We start from the raw sequence: 13,438 nt of genomic DNA, 5'->3' as shown, positions 1-13,438 counted from the left end.
GGATCGCCATCGATGAACTCATCACCTCGCACAGGTGCACCCAAGAGCGAACAGCTGCGGGCAGCGTATATCTCGGCGCGCATTGATCGACTGCCTGCGGTTGCTACTATCTGGAAACTGGTTGCCCTGCTGTCTATCGCCGGTTTTTTCGAGCTTTACGACCTGTTTCAGACGGCCTACATCAGCCCCGGTCTGATTCGCGACGGGATCTTTGCCACGGGAAGCCAGGGCCTGTTCGGCTTTTCCGATCAGGCAGCCTTTGCCTCGGCGACCTTTCTGGGCCTGTTTTTCGGTGCAAGTCTGGTCAGCCCGATTGCCGACCGTTACGGTCGCCGCGCAATTTTTACCTTCGCGCTGATCTGGTACACCATTGCCACGGTGATCATGGGTCTGCAGACCTCCGCCCTGGGCGTGATAGGCATGCGCTTTGTGGTCGGCATCGGCCTGGGCGTCGAGCTGGTGACCATCGACACCTACCTATCGGAACTGGTGCCCAAACGTATACGCAGCTCAGCGTTCGCCTTCGCATTTTTCATCCAGTTCCTGTCAGTTCCCAGCGTGGCGCTGATGTCGTGGTGGCTGGTGCCTCAGGCACCCTTCGGCTTTTCCGGATGGCGCTGGGTGGTGATTGGCAGCGCGGTATTTGCGCTGTTTGTCTGGTGGCTGCGTTCAGCCCTGCCGGAATCACCACGCTGGCTGGCGCAGCAAGGGCGTTTCGACGAAGCCGAGCTGATCATGGACGGAATTGAAGCACGTTGTATCAAAGACCAGGGCAAGCCGCTGGATGAACCTGAACCGGAGAAAGTCGCGCTGTCAGGCAACGGCCGCTTCGCCGATATGTGGCAACCGCCTTACCGTCGTCGTGCACTGATGCTGATCGTATTTCACATCTTCCAGGCGATTGGCTTCTTCGGCTTCGGCAACTGGCTGCCCGCCCTGCTTTCTGGCCAGGGCCTGAGTGTTACACACAGCCTGGGGTATGCGTTCGTGATCACGCTGGCCTACCCGCTCGGCCCTTTACTGTTCGTGAAATTTGCCAACCGCTTCGAGAATAAATGGCAAATCGTCGGCTCAGCGTTGGGAGCAATGATCTTCGGCAGCCTGTTTGCCTTCCAGACCAGCGCAGCAGGCCTTATTTTCTGCGGAATCATGATCACATTCTGCAACGCATGGCTGAGCTTCAGTTATCACTCATACCAGGGTGAGTTGTTTCCGACCAACATCCGCGCACGTGCCGTGGGTTTTTGCTACTCGTTCAGCCGCCTGTCAACGGTGTTCAGCAGCCTGCTGATCGGGATTTTCCTCGACCATTTCGGCACACCGGGCGTACTGGCGTTCATTGTTGGCAGCATGCTGATCGTGATCATCACCATTGGCCGGTTCGGACCACGTACACGCGATCTGGCGCTGGAGCAGATAGCCCATCGTTGAGTGACCTGAGCGTGGAGCGGGTTCAGGCCTGAGCCCACTCCACATTGGTGACACCAAAGTGTTCCGCATAAGGTTTGGACACTTTGGCGACTTTCTCCAAACGGTATTTCGGTATGCGCGCAAGACCCGCGTCGACACTTGCACAGTGCCATGCTTCAGCGTTGTCCATATTCTCGGTGCGTATATAAAAACTCTTGAACGAACCGTTCAGCAGATAATCAATGCGGTAATGCTTTGGAAGTGCCATTGAAAGCCTGATCCTTTTTTCAGCAGTGGCTTGAAGTATAGGTGACTGCATTCACTGCAAAGAAATTCATTCTTTTTTCAATATCGGCGACCAACGAACATCCGCATTCGGATATATCAGCGAATACCCAGGCGCTTGGCAAGTCGATTGAGATTGGCTCTGTCCACCGCTAAATCGCGCGCCACTTCTGCCCAACGGCCTTGATGTCGTTCAAGACAATCAACAATCAAAGAACGCTGAAAAGCATCCACCGACGCCTTGAGCCCTGCCCCCTGCACAGCCGCTGAAAGGGCTTTTTCAGCCGTGGGTAGTGGCGTGGCAGACGCCGAGCCGTCGAGACCCAGCGCTGCCCCTTCGACCGTCAGGATGCGCGGCTTTTGCGGATGGGCAGACAATGCCTTGAGCACCGCCCGGCTGATCAGGTGCTCCAGCTCACGAACGTTACCCGGCCAGTGGTGCGCGAGTAGCAGCCGCTGTGCCTCGGCGCTCAGGCGCAACCCACGCAGCCCCATGCGCACACGGTTTTCCTCGAGAAAATAGCCGGCCAGCAGCAACACATCCCGTCCGCGCTCGCGCAGTGCTGGCACGAGCAGCGGGTAGACGCTCAGTCGATGATAGAGATCCGCCCGAAACCGGCCGGAGCGCACTTCCTCGGCCAGATCACGATTGGTGGCAGCGATGATGCGCACATCCACATGGTGTTCCTGATCAGCACCGACCCGTTGCAACTGACCGCTTTGCAGCACACGCAACAGCTTGGACTGCACCGACAATGGCAGCTCACCCACCTCATCAAGGAACAGCGTGCCGCCATCCGCCAGCTCGAACCTGCCGCTACGCCCGTTGACCGCTCCGGAAAAAGCGCCTTTGACATGCCCGAACAATTCGCTCTCGACCAGCATTTCAGGCAGCGCGGCGCAGTTGAGGCTGATCAGCGGCTTGTGTGCCCGCGGCGAGTGTAGATGGATGGACTCGGCCACCAACTCCTTGCCGACACCGGTTTCTCCCGTGACCAGTACCGTCAGCGGGCTGTTGCCGACCAGTTCAATCTCCTGCTGCATACGCTGGTGAACCGCGCTCTGACCAATCAGCTCGCGAGGTGCTCGCCCACCGGCAGCGCGCTTGTAGACCTCGGCCAACTGACGCTGATCTTCAAAGCCCCGCGCCAACTGGTTGATACGCTCGCCCGCCATGACCGTTGCCGCTGCGAGACTGGCAAAGGCCTGCAGGTTATCCAGATCGACGCTGCCAAAGCTGGAAGGGTCCAGCGAATCCAGGGTAATAAGCCCCCAGGGCCGCCCTTGAACAGACAGCACGCAGCCCAGGCAATCATGCACTTCCAGCGCACCATGACCGTCGACCAGCCCGTCATAAGGGTCCGGTAAATCGCAATCGGCAGCAAAGCGCAGCGGCCCGTCACTCGCAAGCAACGCCTCGAAGCGCGGATGCTCGCTGACCCGGAAGCGACGGCCGAGCGTGTCCGGACTGAGGCCGTCGACCGCCAGCGGAATCAGCACATCACCCTCTAGCCTGAGCAGTGCAGTAGCGTCGCAAGGCAACCAGTGGCGCAGCGAGCACAGCAGACGCCGATAACGCTCTTCGTCCGGCAGTTCTCTGGACAGGTCGGACACCAACGGTATCAGCTCACGCAACAGGGGATGGGTCATTACGACTCCGGCAGACGGTCAACAAAGGCGTCATTATGACTCGCCATGCCGAACAAGTGGTCACCGCGATGTTTATCCAGGCTCGCCCGTTCTGCCACCTTATGCCGAACGCCTTGTATCAACGCGCGAATAGAGTCCTCCGGGTTAATCAGCTATTTGAAATGACTCATTAACTTTACAGTTTCCGCACCAGACTCCGTGAGTTGATCAATCAATGAATCAATAGCGTTCATGCAGTCATAGTTGCCCGCCCCTTAATTTTTCTGACGCCACAGGCACGGCTGAATGATGGATATCGTTTAATTTTATTGATGTGGCGATTGTCCGGCTTTGTTCCATAGTGCGCTCACTTTTACAGGAGCAACTGTCCATGCCCGGCACTCAAGGAAGAGCTCTTGAGGTTGATACACCTCTGGTTGTCGACCTCGATGGAACGCTGCTGCGTTCAGATTTGCTGTTTGAAACTGCGGTGGCCTTTATCCGCGGCCGACCACTGCAGGTATTCAGGCTTTTTACCTGGCTGTTACAAGGCAAGGCGCTCCTAAAGCAAGGGCTGGCTCTGGGCACCAACATCGACGTTGCGTTACTGCCCTACGACGCTGCGGTCATTGCTTATATCCAGGCCAAGCGGCAGCACGGGCGCAGGGTGATTCTGGCAACGGCCTCTCACGAAACCCTTGCCAACCAGATCGCAGCTCACCTGCAAATGTTTGATCAGGTCTGGGCCTCGGACGGTAAAACCAATCTTTCTGCCCATCGCAAACGCGATTTGCTGGTCAGCCATTATGGTGAGGGCGGCTTTGATTACATCGGTAATTCCCGGGACGACCTGTGCATCTGGAAAGTCTCACGCAAGGCCATCGTCGCCAGCCCACTCGCAGGTGTGGAGCGCGCGGCGCGGGCACAAGGAAACGTCGAACAGGTGATCAAATCCACATCGTCCCGACGCAGTGCGTGGTACAAGGCGTTACGCCTCCACCAATGGCTGAAAAACACACTGCTTTTTGTGCCTCTGCTCGCCGCTCACCAAGTCCAGAGCACGCAATTGCTGCTCGACGGATTGCTCGCATTTTTGTGTTTCGGGCTGTGCGCATCAAGCGTCTACCTGCTCAATGACCTGCTTGATCTGGCAGATGACCGCCACCATCGCAGCAAACGCGAGCGCCCGTTCGCCAGCGGTCAGTTGCCGATCGAGTCCGGCCTGCTGGTGATCCCGCTGTTGCTCGCAGCAGCCTTCGCCCTGGCGGCAATCATGTTGCCATGGCAATTTGCGGCGGTGCTGGCTGCCTATTACCTGCTGACGCTGGTCTACTCGCTTTACCTCAAGCGCCACATGGCAGTCGATGTCATTGTTCTGGCGATGCTCTACACCACGCGCATCCTGGCCGGTGCAGCGGCGTTTCAGTTACCGCTGACGTTCTGGATTCTGGCATTTTCAATGTTTCTGTTTCTCAGCCTCGCGCTGGTCAAGCGCTATGCCGAACTGCGCGACGCGAGGCTGTGCGATGTGACCGTCAAGACACGCGGCCGCGGCTACTACCCGGGCGATCTGGACATGATCGCCTCCCTGGGTGCATCGTCGGGCAATCTGGCGGTAATGGTCCTGGCGCTTTACATCCATGAGGGCGCGACGGTTGCCCTGTATCAGCATCCGCATGTGATCTGGCTGGCCTGCCCGTTGCTGTTGTTCTGGATCACGCGGATCTGGATGCTCACCCATCGCGGCCAGATGAACGAGGACCCGGTAGTTTTCGCAATCCGCGACCGGATCAGCCAGGGGATCGGTTTTCTGTTCCTGCTGGTGTTCTGGATCGCCGCATGAGCGCGCCTCTCTACTCCTGGGGGCGCTACCCGCAGGTTGCCCAGCAAGGTCATGACTGTGAGGCGGTAAATCGCTTGCCGGCGCACATCTCGGAAACACTTGCGCACCATCACACCAGCCTGCCGTTCGGCAACGGCCGTAGCTACGGCGACAGTTGTCTGGCCAGCAGTGGTCACGTACTGGACATGCGCAAGCTGGATCGCTTCATCGCCGCAGACTGGCAGAACGGCGTGGTGCAACTGGAAGCAGGCATGACCCTGTCACAACTGCTGGCGGCAGCAATCCCGCGCGGCTGGTTTCTACCGGTCACACCGGGCACGCAGTTTGTGACGATAGGCGGCGCACTTGCCAACGACGTGCACGGCAAGAATCATCATCTACGCGGCACCTTCGGCTGTCATGTCATGCGTTTCGAATTGATCCGTCATGGCGAGCCGCCGATGGTTTGTTCGGCCGTGGAAAACCCTTTGTTTTTCGCTGCCAGCATCGGCGGCCTGGGCTTGACCGGCGTTATCAGTCGGGTCGAGCTGCAATTGATGTCGATCCGTACCAGTCAGATCAACAGCACGGTGGTGCGCTTCGCCAATCTGGCAGAATTTTTTACCCTGTCGCACGAGCTGGACGCGCAGCACGAATACAGCGTGGCCTGGATTGATTGCCTGGCGCAAGGCAGCAATAGCGGCCGTGGCGTGTACATCGTCGGCGACCACGCTCGTTACGGGTCGCTAACGGTCGATGCGCCCAAGCGTCTGAGCATACCGTTCATTGCCCCGCTTTCACTGGTCAACCATCTGTCCTTGCGTGCATTCAATTCGATCTACTGGCACGCCCATCCACAACAGGCCAAGGCCCACCGCAGCGCGTGCGAAGCGTTCTTCTACCCGCTGGATCGCATCCAGCACTGGAATCGTCTTTATGGTCGCAAAGGGTTTCAGCAATATCAGTGCGTGATCCCCGAGCATTGCGCGCCCAAGGCCATGCAACTGCTGCTCGATGCGATTGCTGCATCGGGCCGGGGTTCATTCCTTGCGGTACTCAAGCGCTGCGGCGATATCGCTTCGCCGGGGCTGCTGTCCTTCCCGATGCCGGGTACTTCGCTGGCACTGGATTTTTCGCAGACGCGCGAGCTGGCCGAAACACTGTTCCCACGCCTGGATGCCATTGTCCGTGAGGCGGGTGGACGTCTATATCCGGCAAAAGATGCACACATGACCGGGAGCGATTTCCGCCAGGCCTATCCAGCCTGGGAGCAACTGGAAGCCCTGCGTGACCCTTCCTTGATGTCCCGCTTCTGGAAACGAGTGATGCCATGAAAAAAATTCTGATCATCGGCGCGACATCAGCCATCGCCCACGCCTGTGCCCGACTCTGGGCTGCGCAGGGCTGTGATTTTTTTCTGGTGGCGCGCGACATGGAGAAGCTCGACAGCAATGCAGTCGATCTCAAGGCGCGCGGTGCCGGACGTATCGACACACACCGTCTGGACGTTACTCACTTTTCGGAGCACCCGGCGATGCTGGCCGGCTGTCTGGCTGCATTGGGGCAGATCGATATCGTCCTGGTGGCTCACGGCACCCTGCCCGACCAGAAGGCCTGCGAACAATACGCAGGCCTGGCCATACAGGAATTCATCACCAACGGTGCATCGGTTATTGCCTTGCTGACCCTGCTGGCCAGGCATTTCGAAGTGCAGCGCTGCGGCACACTGGCAGTGCTTTCCTCCGTCGCTGGTGATCGAGGACGCCCTTCCAATTACCTGTACGGCTCGGCCAAGGCTGCCGTCTCGACGTTCTGCGACGGGTTGCAGGCGCGGATGTTCAAACTCGGCGTACACGTAGTGACCATCAAGCCGGGTTTTGTCGACACGCCCATGACCCACGGCCTGCCGTTGCCTGCCTTGCTGGTTGCGCAACCGGCAGCTGTTGCCGAGCGCATCGTCAAGGGCATCGCGCGCCGGTCTACAAGCCTTTATGCGCCGGGCTTCTGGGCATGGATCATGTGGGTGATTCGCACGATTCCACAGCCATTATTCAAAAGGCTCGACCTTTGAGCGACATGCCGCTGCTGTCAGGCTGGCGCTATCGGGCAGTGCTGCTGTCGGTCGTCGTCTCGGCACTGGGCTATCTGGGATTTTCCCTGTGGGGCGGTTGGCAGGCAGTCAGCGCAGCAACCGGCAAGGTCGGGGTGCAGGGCATTGGCTTGGTCTTGCTGATGTCGGCAATCAACTACGCGCTGCGCTTCGGACGCTGGCAGCTTTACCTTGAGGTGCTGGGGCATCCGCTTGCCTGGCGGCAAAGCCTGCGGATCTACCTGGCCGGCTTCGCCCTGACAACCACGCCCGGCAAGGCCGGCGAAGCACTGCGTGGCGTATTGCTCAGGCCGCTGGGCGTACCGTACCCACAAAGTTTTGCTGCATTTTTCAGCGAACGCCTGTCCGATCTGCTGGCCATCGTGCTGCTGACGCTGTTCGGTCTGTCGTGGTACCCGCAGGCGCAACCCATGATTTTTATCGGCCTGGCGCTGGTTCTGGCGGGGCTGCTGGTGCTGTCTCAGGGTCATTTGCTGAAGCGCATGCGAGGTGCGCTGCCGACGGAGAAGAGCACACGACTGCACAGGCTGCGGCGGCAGCTGTTCGACATCCTGCTCGCCGCCCGTCAATGCCTGCACGGAAGAGTGTTGCTGACCGCCAGCCTGCTCAGTCTGCTTGCCTGGAGCGCCGAGGCACTAGCGTTTTACTGGATGCTTGGCTGGATGGGCGCGCAGATCCCACTGACGTTTGCCGTGTTCACCTATGCACTGGCAATGCTCGCCGGAGCGTTGAGCTTCATGCCGGGTGGACTGGGCAGTGCCGAAGCAGTGATGGTCGGACTGCTGATGTTCAAAGGCATGCCCGGTGCTGACGCGATTGCCGCCACGCTGCTGATACGTCTGGCGACCCTGTGGTTCGCGGTGGCGATCGGTGCCGTGATGCTTTCCCGGTTCAACGCTGCAACACCACCGGGGCGTCAGCCTTGAGGCAGTAAAACAGGCACCCGCCATCTTATGTTCACCTCACGGAGGAGCTGTTCAATGCCACCCGATTCGCGCACCTCGATTGCCATACCCCTGTTTCTGCTAGGTGCCGCCATCGCCGCAAGTTTTCTGGCCTCCAGCGGGCCGGTGCAATGGATGGACAATGGCATGTTTCTGGCCAACGCCCGCGAGGGCGATTATTTCAGCCAGTCGCTCGGACCGCTGGAACATCCGCTTTATCAACTGCTCAACTCGGTATTCTTCACACTGTTCGGCTCACCTGCGCTCAGCCTGCTGAATTCGTTACTGCTCCTGCCGTTGGCATGGATCGTCTATCGACTGGCGCAAAGCCTCGGCGCCGGGCCACGTCAGGCCGTACTCGCTGGCGCAGCAACGGTATTGGCGCACGGGATATTCTGGGTGTCGACCAAAGCAGAGGTTTACCTGCTGCACACGCTGTTCGTACTGCTGGCTTATACACTGCAGTTCAATGACAGCAAGCGTCTGACGCCGCTGAAAAAGCTGTTCATGATTGGCGTGCTGACTGGAATGGCGGCCTCGACTCATCAACTGACCTTCGTGGTCCTGCTGCCGCTGTACCTGCATGTGCTGTACCTGCATAAGGCGCGCGTTTTGATCACCCTGCCCGGCTTCATGCTCGGCTTCGCGGCAGCCGCTGTTGCGCTGTTCAATGACCTGAACAGCGGAATGGGTCTGCTGGATATTGCGCGGCGTTACCTGACCGGAGCCTCCGCAACCGTTGCGGGGCCGGAGTGGGAAGGCAGCCTGTTGCGTTTCGACGAATTCTTGGAGGAAAGGAACGCAGCCATACTGGTGCTGCTGTCACTGATAGGGCCGCAGTTGGCGGGGCTGCTGCTGTTTCCCAAGGAGAGTCGGCTGCGGTTGTTGTGGAGTGCGGCGCTGTTGAATCTGGTTTTTGCCATTTCCTATAACGTGACCGACCGTTTCACCTTTTTTCTACCCGGCGTGGCGATGCTGAGCATCATCGGCATGATCCACCTGCGGCGGGTTTTGCCACGCAATTCGACACGCGGCATCTTGCTCAATCTCTCGGTATTGTCCTCGCCGACAGTGATTCTGTTGGCGTATTCACTGTACGCAAACGGAGTCATACATTTTCCTGAGCATAAGGAGAAGCTGCCCTATCGCGACGATATCCGTTATTTCATGGTGCCTTACCTGCGCGACCGCTCTGCCGAGCAGTTCGTACGCGCGTATGAGCAGGTCGTACCCAAAGGTGCGTTAATCATCGCCGACTGGACACCGATGGGCGCAATGCGCTCCGGGCAAGCTATCGGGCTGCTTGGCGGTCGCAGGCTGGCCATGTGCGACGACAACATTGCCATTCGAGCAGCCTTGAACAGCGATGGCGTCTATCTGCCACGGTTGAGCTATTGCGGGACACTTACGCAGCACTACCGGGTGGAAGAACAGCCGGTAGGGTATTCATTGCAGGCGAACTGATCATGAATGAACCTCTGACTCTCATTCATGATCAGTTCGCGCACACTCTCAAGGCTGCCAGAGCGCCTGCCCGCCGCCCAGTTTGCGGTCCAGAAAACTGGCCGCACTGATCAACGCCAGATGGCTCAGGGCCTGCGGTGTGTTACCGAGATGATGAGCATGCGCGTCGAATTCTTCGGCGTACAAGCCCAGCGGGTTGGCGTAACGCAGCAATTGTTCGAACTCCAGATGCGCCTGCTCGACCCGACCGGCGCGGGCCAGACATTCGACGTACCAGAACGAACAGGCGACGAATGCGCCCTCTTCGCCTGCCAGACCGTCATCGTGATCATCATCGTTGCGGTAGCGGAACACCATCCCGTCACGCACCAGTGCTGCTTCGATGGCGTCCAGCGTCGCCAGCCACTTCGGGTCATTGGCGCCGACAAAGCGCACCAGCGGCATCAGCAACATCGAGGCGTCCAGATTGCGGCTGCCCTTGTGCTGCACGAAGTGGCCCAGGTCTTCGTTCCAGAAGTTTTCCCAGATGTCGTTGTGGATCTCTTCGCGTACTTTGGTCCAGCGCTCGAAGGGTCCTGACAGCGAGCGCTTGAACGCCAGGCGCAGTGCCCGGTCCAGTGCCACCCAGCACATCAGCCGCGAATGCAGAAAATGCTGATCGCCACCGCGCATTTCCCAGATGCCCACGTCCCTGTCGTTCCAGTGCTCGCACACATAGTCGACCTGACGCACCACATGCTGCCAACCGTCGTGCGAGATGGCGTCGCCGTACTTGTTGGCCAGGTACACGGCGTCCATCAGTTCGCCATAGATATCCAGCTGAACCTGCTTGTAGGCCTCATTGCCGATGCGTACCGGCTGAGCACCGCCGTAGCCGGACAAATGATCGAGATTGTCTTCCGGCAGTTCTGCGTGGCCATCGAGGGCATACAGAATGCCGAGTTTCTCGGTCTGTTCACAGCAGTCATCTAGTCGCCCGCGCACCCAGCTCATGAAGGCATTGGCTTCATCGGTGTACCCCAGGCGCATGAACGCATACACGGTGAATGATGCGTCACGTATCCAGGTGTAACGGTAGTCCCAGTTGCGCTCGCCGCCCTCGGTTTCCGGCAGACCGAACGTCGCGGCTGCGACAATGCCACCATGCTTGCGCGAGGTCAGCAGCTTGAGCGCAAGCGCCGAGCGGGTGACCATTTCACGCCAGCGGCCCTTGTATTGCGATTGCCCGGCCCAGCGCCGCCAGAATTTCAGCGTGTCGTCGAAATAGCGCGAGCATTTGCCTGCGGCCACGTTCGGGTCATCGATACCACCAAGAATGAACTCGATGGTCTGGCCTTTGTGCATGTGAAACTCGGCCACAGCATCCTGCTGCTCCAGCTGTAGCGGCGTAGCGGCCGACAAGCGCATGCCTGGCTGCCCTTCGGCCTCGAAACAGATGTCCTGGCCATCGATACGCGCGGTGGTTTCAGCTCGGCTGTAGTCCATGCGTACCCGGCAGCGCATGCGAATCGTGGCCTCGCCAAAACGCACTTGAACCCTGCGCACGATGCGCGGCAGATCGTCCTGATCTTCACCAATCGGCATAAGGTCGGTGACTTCCACCACTGCGTCCTCGGAAATCCAGCGGGTTTGCAGGACATTGGTGTCGGGCAGGTAAATCTGCAGCCTTCTGGCGTCCGGCAAGTCAGGTGCCAGTTGAAAAATCCCGGCATCGGGCGTATCCAGCAGCGCGGTGAAAATCGACGGACTGTCGAAATCCGGCCAGCAGCAGAAGTCGATACTGCCCGTGTCGGCGATCAGCGCGGCGCTGCGCATATCGCCAATGATGCCGTGGTCTTCGATACGGTTTTGCGCTTCTTGGGGAAAATCAGCCATTGCCACGGAACTCCGGATAGAGGGTCATCCCGCCGTCGATGTACAGGGTGGTGCCGTGCACATAATCCGAGGCATCGGAGGCCAGCCAGAGCACGGCATTGGCGACGTCTTCGGGCTCACCGATACGGCCATAAGGGATCAGCTTGAGCATTTCCTTCTCGGCGTCGCCCTTGCGTGCGTCGGCATTGATAGGCGTGCGAATGGCACCCGGCGCAACGCTGTTGACGCGAATTTTCAGCTCGCCGACTTCCTGAGCGATGCTGCGCATCAACAGATCGACGCCGCCCTTGGACGCTGCGTAATTGACGTGCCCGGCCCATGGAATCAGCTGGTGCACTGAACTCATGTGAATGATCTTGCCCATCGCCCGTGACACATCAGGGCGCATGCCTTGCTTGATGAACTGGCGCAACGCAGCGCGGGCACAGAGAAATTGCCCGGTCAGGTTGACGTTGATGACTGTGTTCCAGTCTTCCAGGCTCATGTCGACGATGGCTGCGTCTTTTTGCAGGCCCGAGTTGGCGACCAGGATGTCCAATGCGCCAAAGTGCTCGATGGTCTGCGCAAACAGGCGCTCGACGTCTGCTTCTTTCGACACGTCGGCGCCGACAGCAAGGGCACGACCGCCCGCTGCACGAATCTCTTCAGCCAGCTTCTCGGCAGGTTCAGCCTTGGAGTTGTAATTGATCACCACCGCTGCACCGGCGTCCGCCAGCGCTCGCGCAGCACCTGCGCCCAGACCGGAGCTGGCGCCGGTAACGATTGCGACTTGTTGCTTGAGTGAGATATGCATCGAATTTCAGCCTCGGAGTAAGCGTACTAGTGCTGACTGACGAGGCTGAAAGTAAGTTCAGTTCGGCTTATGGGGCCGGGTTGGGCTGAGCGGTATGAATGGCTTCGATACCGGCGATAACCTCATCGGACAGCGTGACGTCGATGCTCTCCAGATTGATCTTCAGCTGATCCAGTTTCGTGGCACCAATGATGTTGCTGGTTACGAACGGACGGCTGGTGACGTAGGCCAGCGCCATCTGCGAAGGGTCCAGGCCGTGTTCGCGGGCCAGCGCGACGTATTTGGCGGTGGCGCTGACCGCCTGCGGGTTGTTGTAGCGCTGGAAGCGCTCGAACAGGGTCAGGCGGCCATCGGCCGGACGTGCACCGTCCAGGTACTTGCCAGCCAACACACCGAACGCCAGTGGCGAATAGGCCAGCAAGCCGATCTGTTCGCGAATGGCGATCTCTGCCAGACCGACCTCAAAGGTGCGATTAAGCAGGTTGTAGGGGTTCTGGATCGAGACAGCACGCGGCAAGTCAAGGGTTTCGGCCAGGTGCAGAAAACGCTGGGTGCCCCACGGCGTTTCGTTGGACAGGCCAAAGTGGCGAATCTTGCCCGCCTTGACCAGATCGCCCAGTACCGACAGGGTTTCTTCGATTTCGACGGCCTGATCATCCGGGTCGTGGGTGTAACCGAGCACGCCGAAGAAGTTGGTCTTGCGATCCGGCCAGTGCAGCTGGTACAGGTCCAGATAATCGGTATTAAGACGCTTGAGGCTGGCTTCCAGCGCCGCAGTGATGTTCTTGCGGTCAAGCCGCGGATTGCCATCGCGGATATGATCCATGCGACCTGGACCGGCGACCTTGCTGGCCAGTACCCAGTCGTTGCGGTCAGCGTACTTCTTGAAGTACTCGCCGATGATGCTTTCGGTCTTGGTATACGTCTCGCCACGCGGCGGCACCGGGTACATTTCTGCCGTGTCGAGGAAGTTGACCTTGGCATCCTTGGCCATACGAATCTGTTCGAATGCTTCATCCTGGGTGTTCTGCTCGCCCCAGGTCATGGTGCCCAGACAGATCGCGCTGACCGACAGATCGGTTTTGCCCAATTTACGAAATTGCATC

General features: G+C 59.0%; 11 protein-coding genes. 6 read left to right on the top strand and 5 right to left on the bottom strand.

Features of this window, described 5'->3' with window-relative positions; translation table 11 throughout:
* Nucleotides 1-12: 12 nt before the first annotated feature.
* Nucleotides 13-1,431, top strand: a complete 1,419-nt coding sequence (locus tag KP808_RS10825; protein ID WP_230018416.1) for an MFS transporter — start codon at nucleotides 13-15, stop codon at nucleotides 1,429-1,431.
* A 22-nt stretch (nucleotides 1,432-1,453) separates the two neighbouring features.
* On the opposite strand, the gene KP808_RS10820 is transcribed toward KP808_RS10825, so the two are convergent.
* Together KP808_RS10820 and norR are read right to left on the bottom strand one after the other, a co-directional pair.
* A complete protein-coding gene (locus tag KP808_RS10820) occupies nucleotides 1,454-1,678 on the bottom strand; it encodes a DUF6555 family protein (RefSeq protein WP_004658504.1) in 225 nt (74 codons plus the stop codon).
* A 116-nt stretch (nucleotides 1,679-1,794) separates the two neighbouring features.
* Nucleotides 1,795-3,345, bottom strand: a complete 1,551-nt coding sequence (gene norR / locus KP808_RS10815; RefSeq protein ID WP_230018414.1) for a nitric oxide reductase transcriptional regulator NorR — start codon at nucleotides 3,343-3,345, stop codon at nucleotides 1,795-1,797.
* A gap of 370 nt (nucleotides 3,346-3,715) precedes the next feature.
* Here norR and KP808_RS10810 point away from each other — a divergent pair, with 370 nt between their 5' ends.
* The 5 genes from KP808_RS10810 to KP808_RS10790 are packed head-to-tail and all read left to right on the top strand — an operon-like array spanning nucleotide 3,716 to nucleotide 9,664.
* The gene (locus KP808_RS10810) at nucleotides 3,716-5,167 is read left to right on the top strand and encodes a UbiA family prenyltransferase (protein WP_230018412.1); all 1,452 of its coding nucleotides are present in this window, start codon (nucleotides 3,716-3,718) and stop codon (nucleotides 5,165-5,167) included.
* On the top strand, nucleotides 5,164-6,480 hold the full coding sequence (locus KP808_RS10805; protein ID WP_230018410.1) for an FAD-binding oxidoreductase: 1,317 nt from the start codon (nucleotides 5,164-5,166) through the stop codon (nucleotides 6,478-6,480). The genes KP808_RS10810 and KP808_RS10805 overlap by 4 nt, the downstream gene beginning before the upstream one ends.
* Nucleotides 6,477-7,217, top strand: a complete 741-nt coding sequence (locus KP808_RS10800) for an SDR family oxidoreductase (protein WP_230018408.1) — start codon at nucleotides 6,477-6,479, stop codon at nucleotides 7,215-7,217. Before KP808_RS10805 ends, KP808_RS10800 begins: the two co-directional genes overlap by 4 nt.
* Nucleotides 7,214-8,182 (top strand): lysylphosphatidylglycerol synthase transmembrane domain-containing protein, encoded by a 969-nt coding sequence (locus KP808_RS10795; protein ID WP_230018406.1) that lies wholly within the window; start codon nucleotides 7,214-7,216, stop codon nucleotides 8,180-8,182. Before KP808_RS10800 ends, KP808_RS10795 begins: the two co-directional genes overlap by 4 nt.
* A 54-nt stretch (nucleotides 8,183-8,236) precedes the next feature.
* On the top strand, nucleotides 8,237-9,664 hold the full coding sequence (locus KP808_RS10790) for a DUF2723 domain-containing protein (RefSeq protein ID WP_230018405.1): 1,428 nt from the start codon (nucleotides 8,237-8,239) through the stop codon (nucleotides 9,662-9,664).
* A gap of 48 nt (nucleotides 9,665-9,712) precedes the next feature.
* On the opposite strand, the gene KP808_RS10785 is transcribed toward KP808_RS10790, so the two are convergent.
* The 3 genes from KP808_RS10785 to KP808_RS10775 all read right to left on the bottom strand — a co-directional run bounded on the left by KP808_RS10785 (nucleotide 9,713) and on the right by KP808_RS10775 (nucleotide 13,437).
* Nucleotides 9,713-11,539, bottom strand: coding sequence for a glycoside hydrolase family 15 protein (locus tag KP808_RS10785; protein ID WP_230018403.1), 1,827 nt, complete (start codon nucleotides 11,537-11,539; stop codon nucleotides 9,713-9,715).
* Nucleotides 11,532-12,332, bottom strand: a complete 801-nt coding sequence (locus tag KP808_RS10780) for an SDR family oxidoreductase (protein ID WP_005733527.1) — start codon at nucleotides 12,330-12,332, stop codon at nucleotides 11,532-11,534. Before KP808_RS10780 ends, KP808_RS10785 begins: the two co-directional genes overlap by 8 nt.
* A gap of 67 nt (nucleotides 12,333-12,399) precedes the next feature.
* Nucleotides 12,400-13,437 carry an NADP(H)-dependent aldo-keto reductase gene (locus tag KP808_RS10775; protein WP_058401124.1) on the bottom strand — a complete coding sequence of 346 codons (1,038 nt, stop codon included), beginning with the start codon at nucleotides 13,435-13,437 and terminating at the stop codon, nucleotides 12,400-12,402.
* Between the last annotated feature and the right edge of the window lies 1 nt (nucleotide 13,438).

It is taken from the genome of Pseudomonas savastanoi (assembly GCF_020917325.1).
Lineage (GTDB): Bacteria > Pseudomonadota > Gammaproteobacteria > Pseudomonadales > Pseudomonadaceae > Aquipseudomonas > Aquipseudomonas amygdali.
This window is presented reverse-complemented; position numbering and strand designations above follow the sequence as displayed.

Bases quoted from the DNA above. Each gene is read 5' to 3' on its own strand.
- KP808_RS10800 (WP_230018408.1), top strand. From the start codon at position 6,477: ATGAAAAAAATTCTGATCATCGGCGCGACATCAGCCATCGCCCACGCC.
- KP808_RS10785 (WP_230018403.1), bottom strand. From the start codon at position 11,539: ATGGCTGATTTTCCCCAAGAAGCGCAAAACCGTATCGAAGACCACGGC.
- KP808_RS10825 (WP_230018416.1), top strand. From the start codon at position 13: ATGAACTCATCACCTCGCACAGGTGCACCCAAGAGCGAACAGCTGCGG.
- KP808_RS10810 (WP_230018412.1), top strand. From the start codon at position 3,716: ATGCCCGGCACTCAAGGAAGAGCTCTTGAGGTTGATACACCTCTGGTT.
- KP808_RS10780 (WP_005733527.1), bottom strand. From the start codon at position 12,332: ATGCATATCTCACTCAAGCAACAAGTCGCAATCGTTACCGGCGCCAGC.
- KP808_RS10820 (WP_004658504.1), bottom strand. From the start codon at position 1,678: ATGGCACTTCCAAAGCATTACCGCATTGATTATCTGCTGAACGGTTCG.
- KP808_RS10775 (WP_058401124.1), bottom strand. From the start codon at position 13,437: ATGCAATTTCGTAAATTGGGCAAAACCGATCTGTCGGTCAGCGCGATC.
- KP808_RS10805 (WP_230018410.1), top strand. From the start codon at position 5,164: ATGAGCGCGCCTCTCTACTCCTGGGGGCGCTACCCGCAGGTTGCCCAG.
- norR (WP_230018414.1), bottom strand. From the start codon at position 3,345: ATGACCCATCCCCTGTTGCGTGAGCTGATACCGTTGGTGTCCGACCTG.
- KP808_RS10790 (WP_230018405.1), top strand. From the start codon at position 8,237: ATGCCACCCGATTCGCGCACCTCGATTGCCATACCCCTGTTTCTGCTA.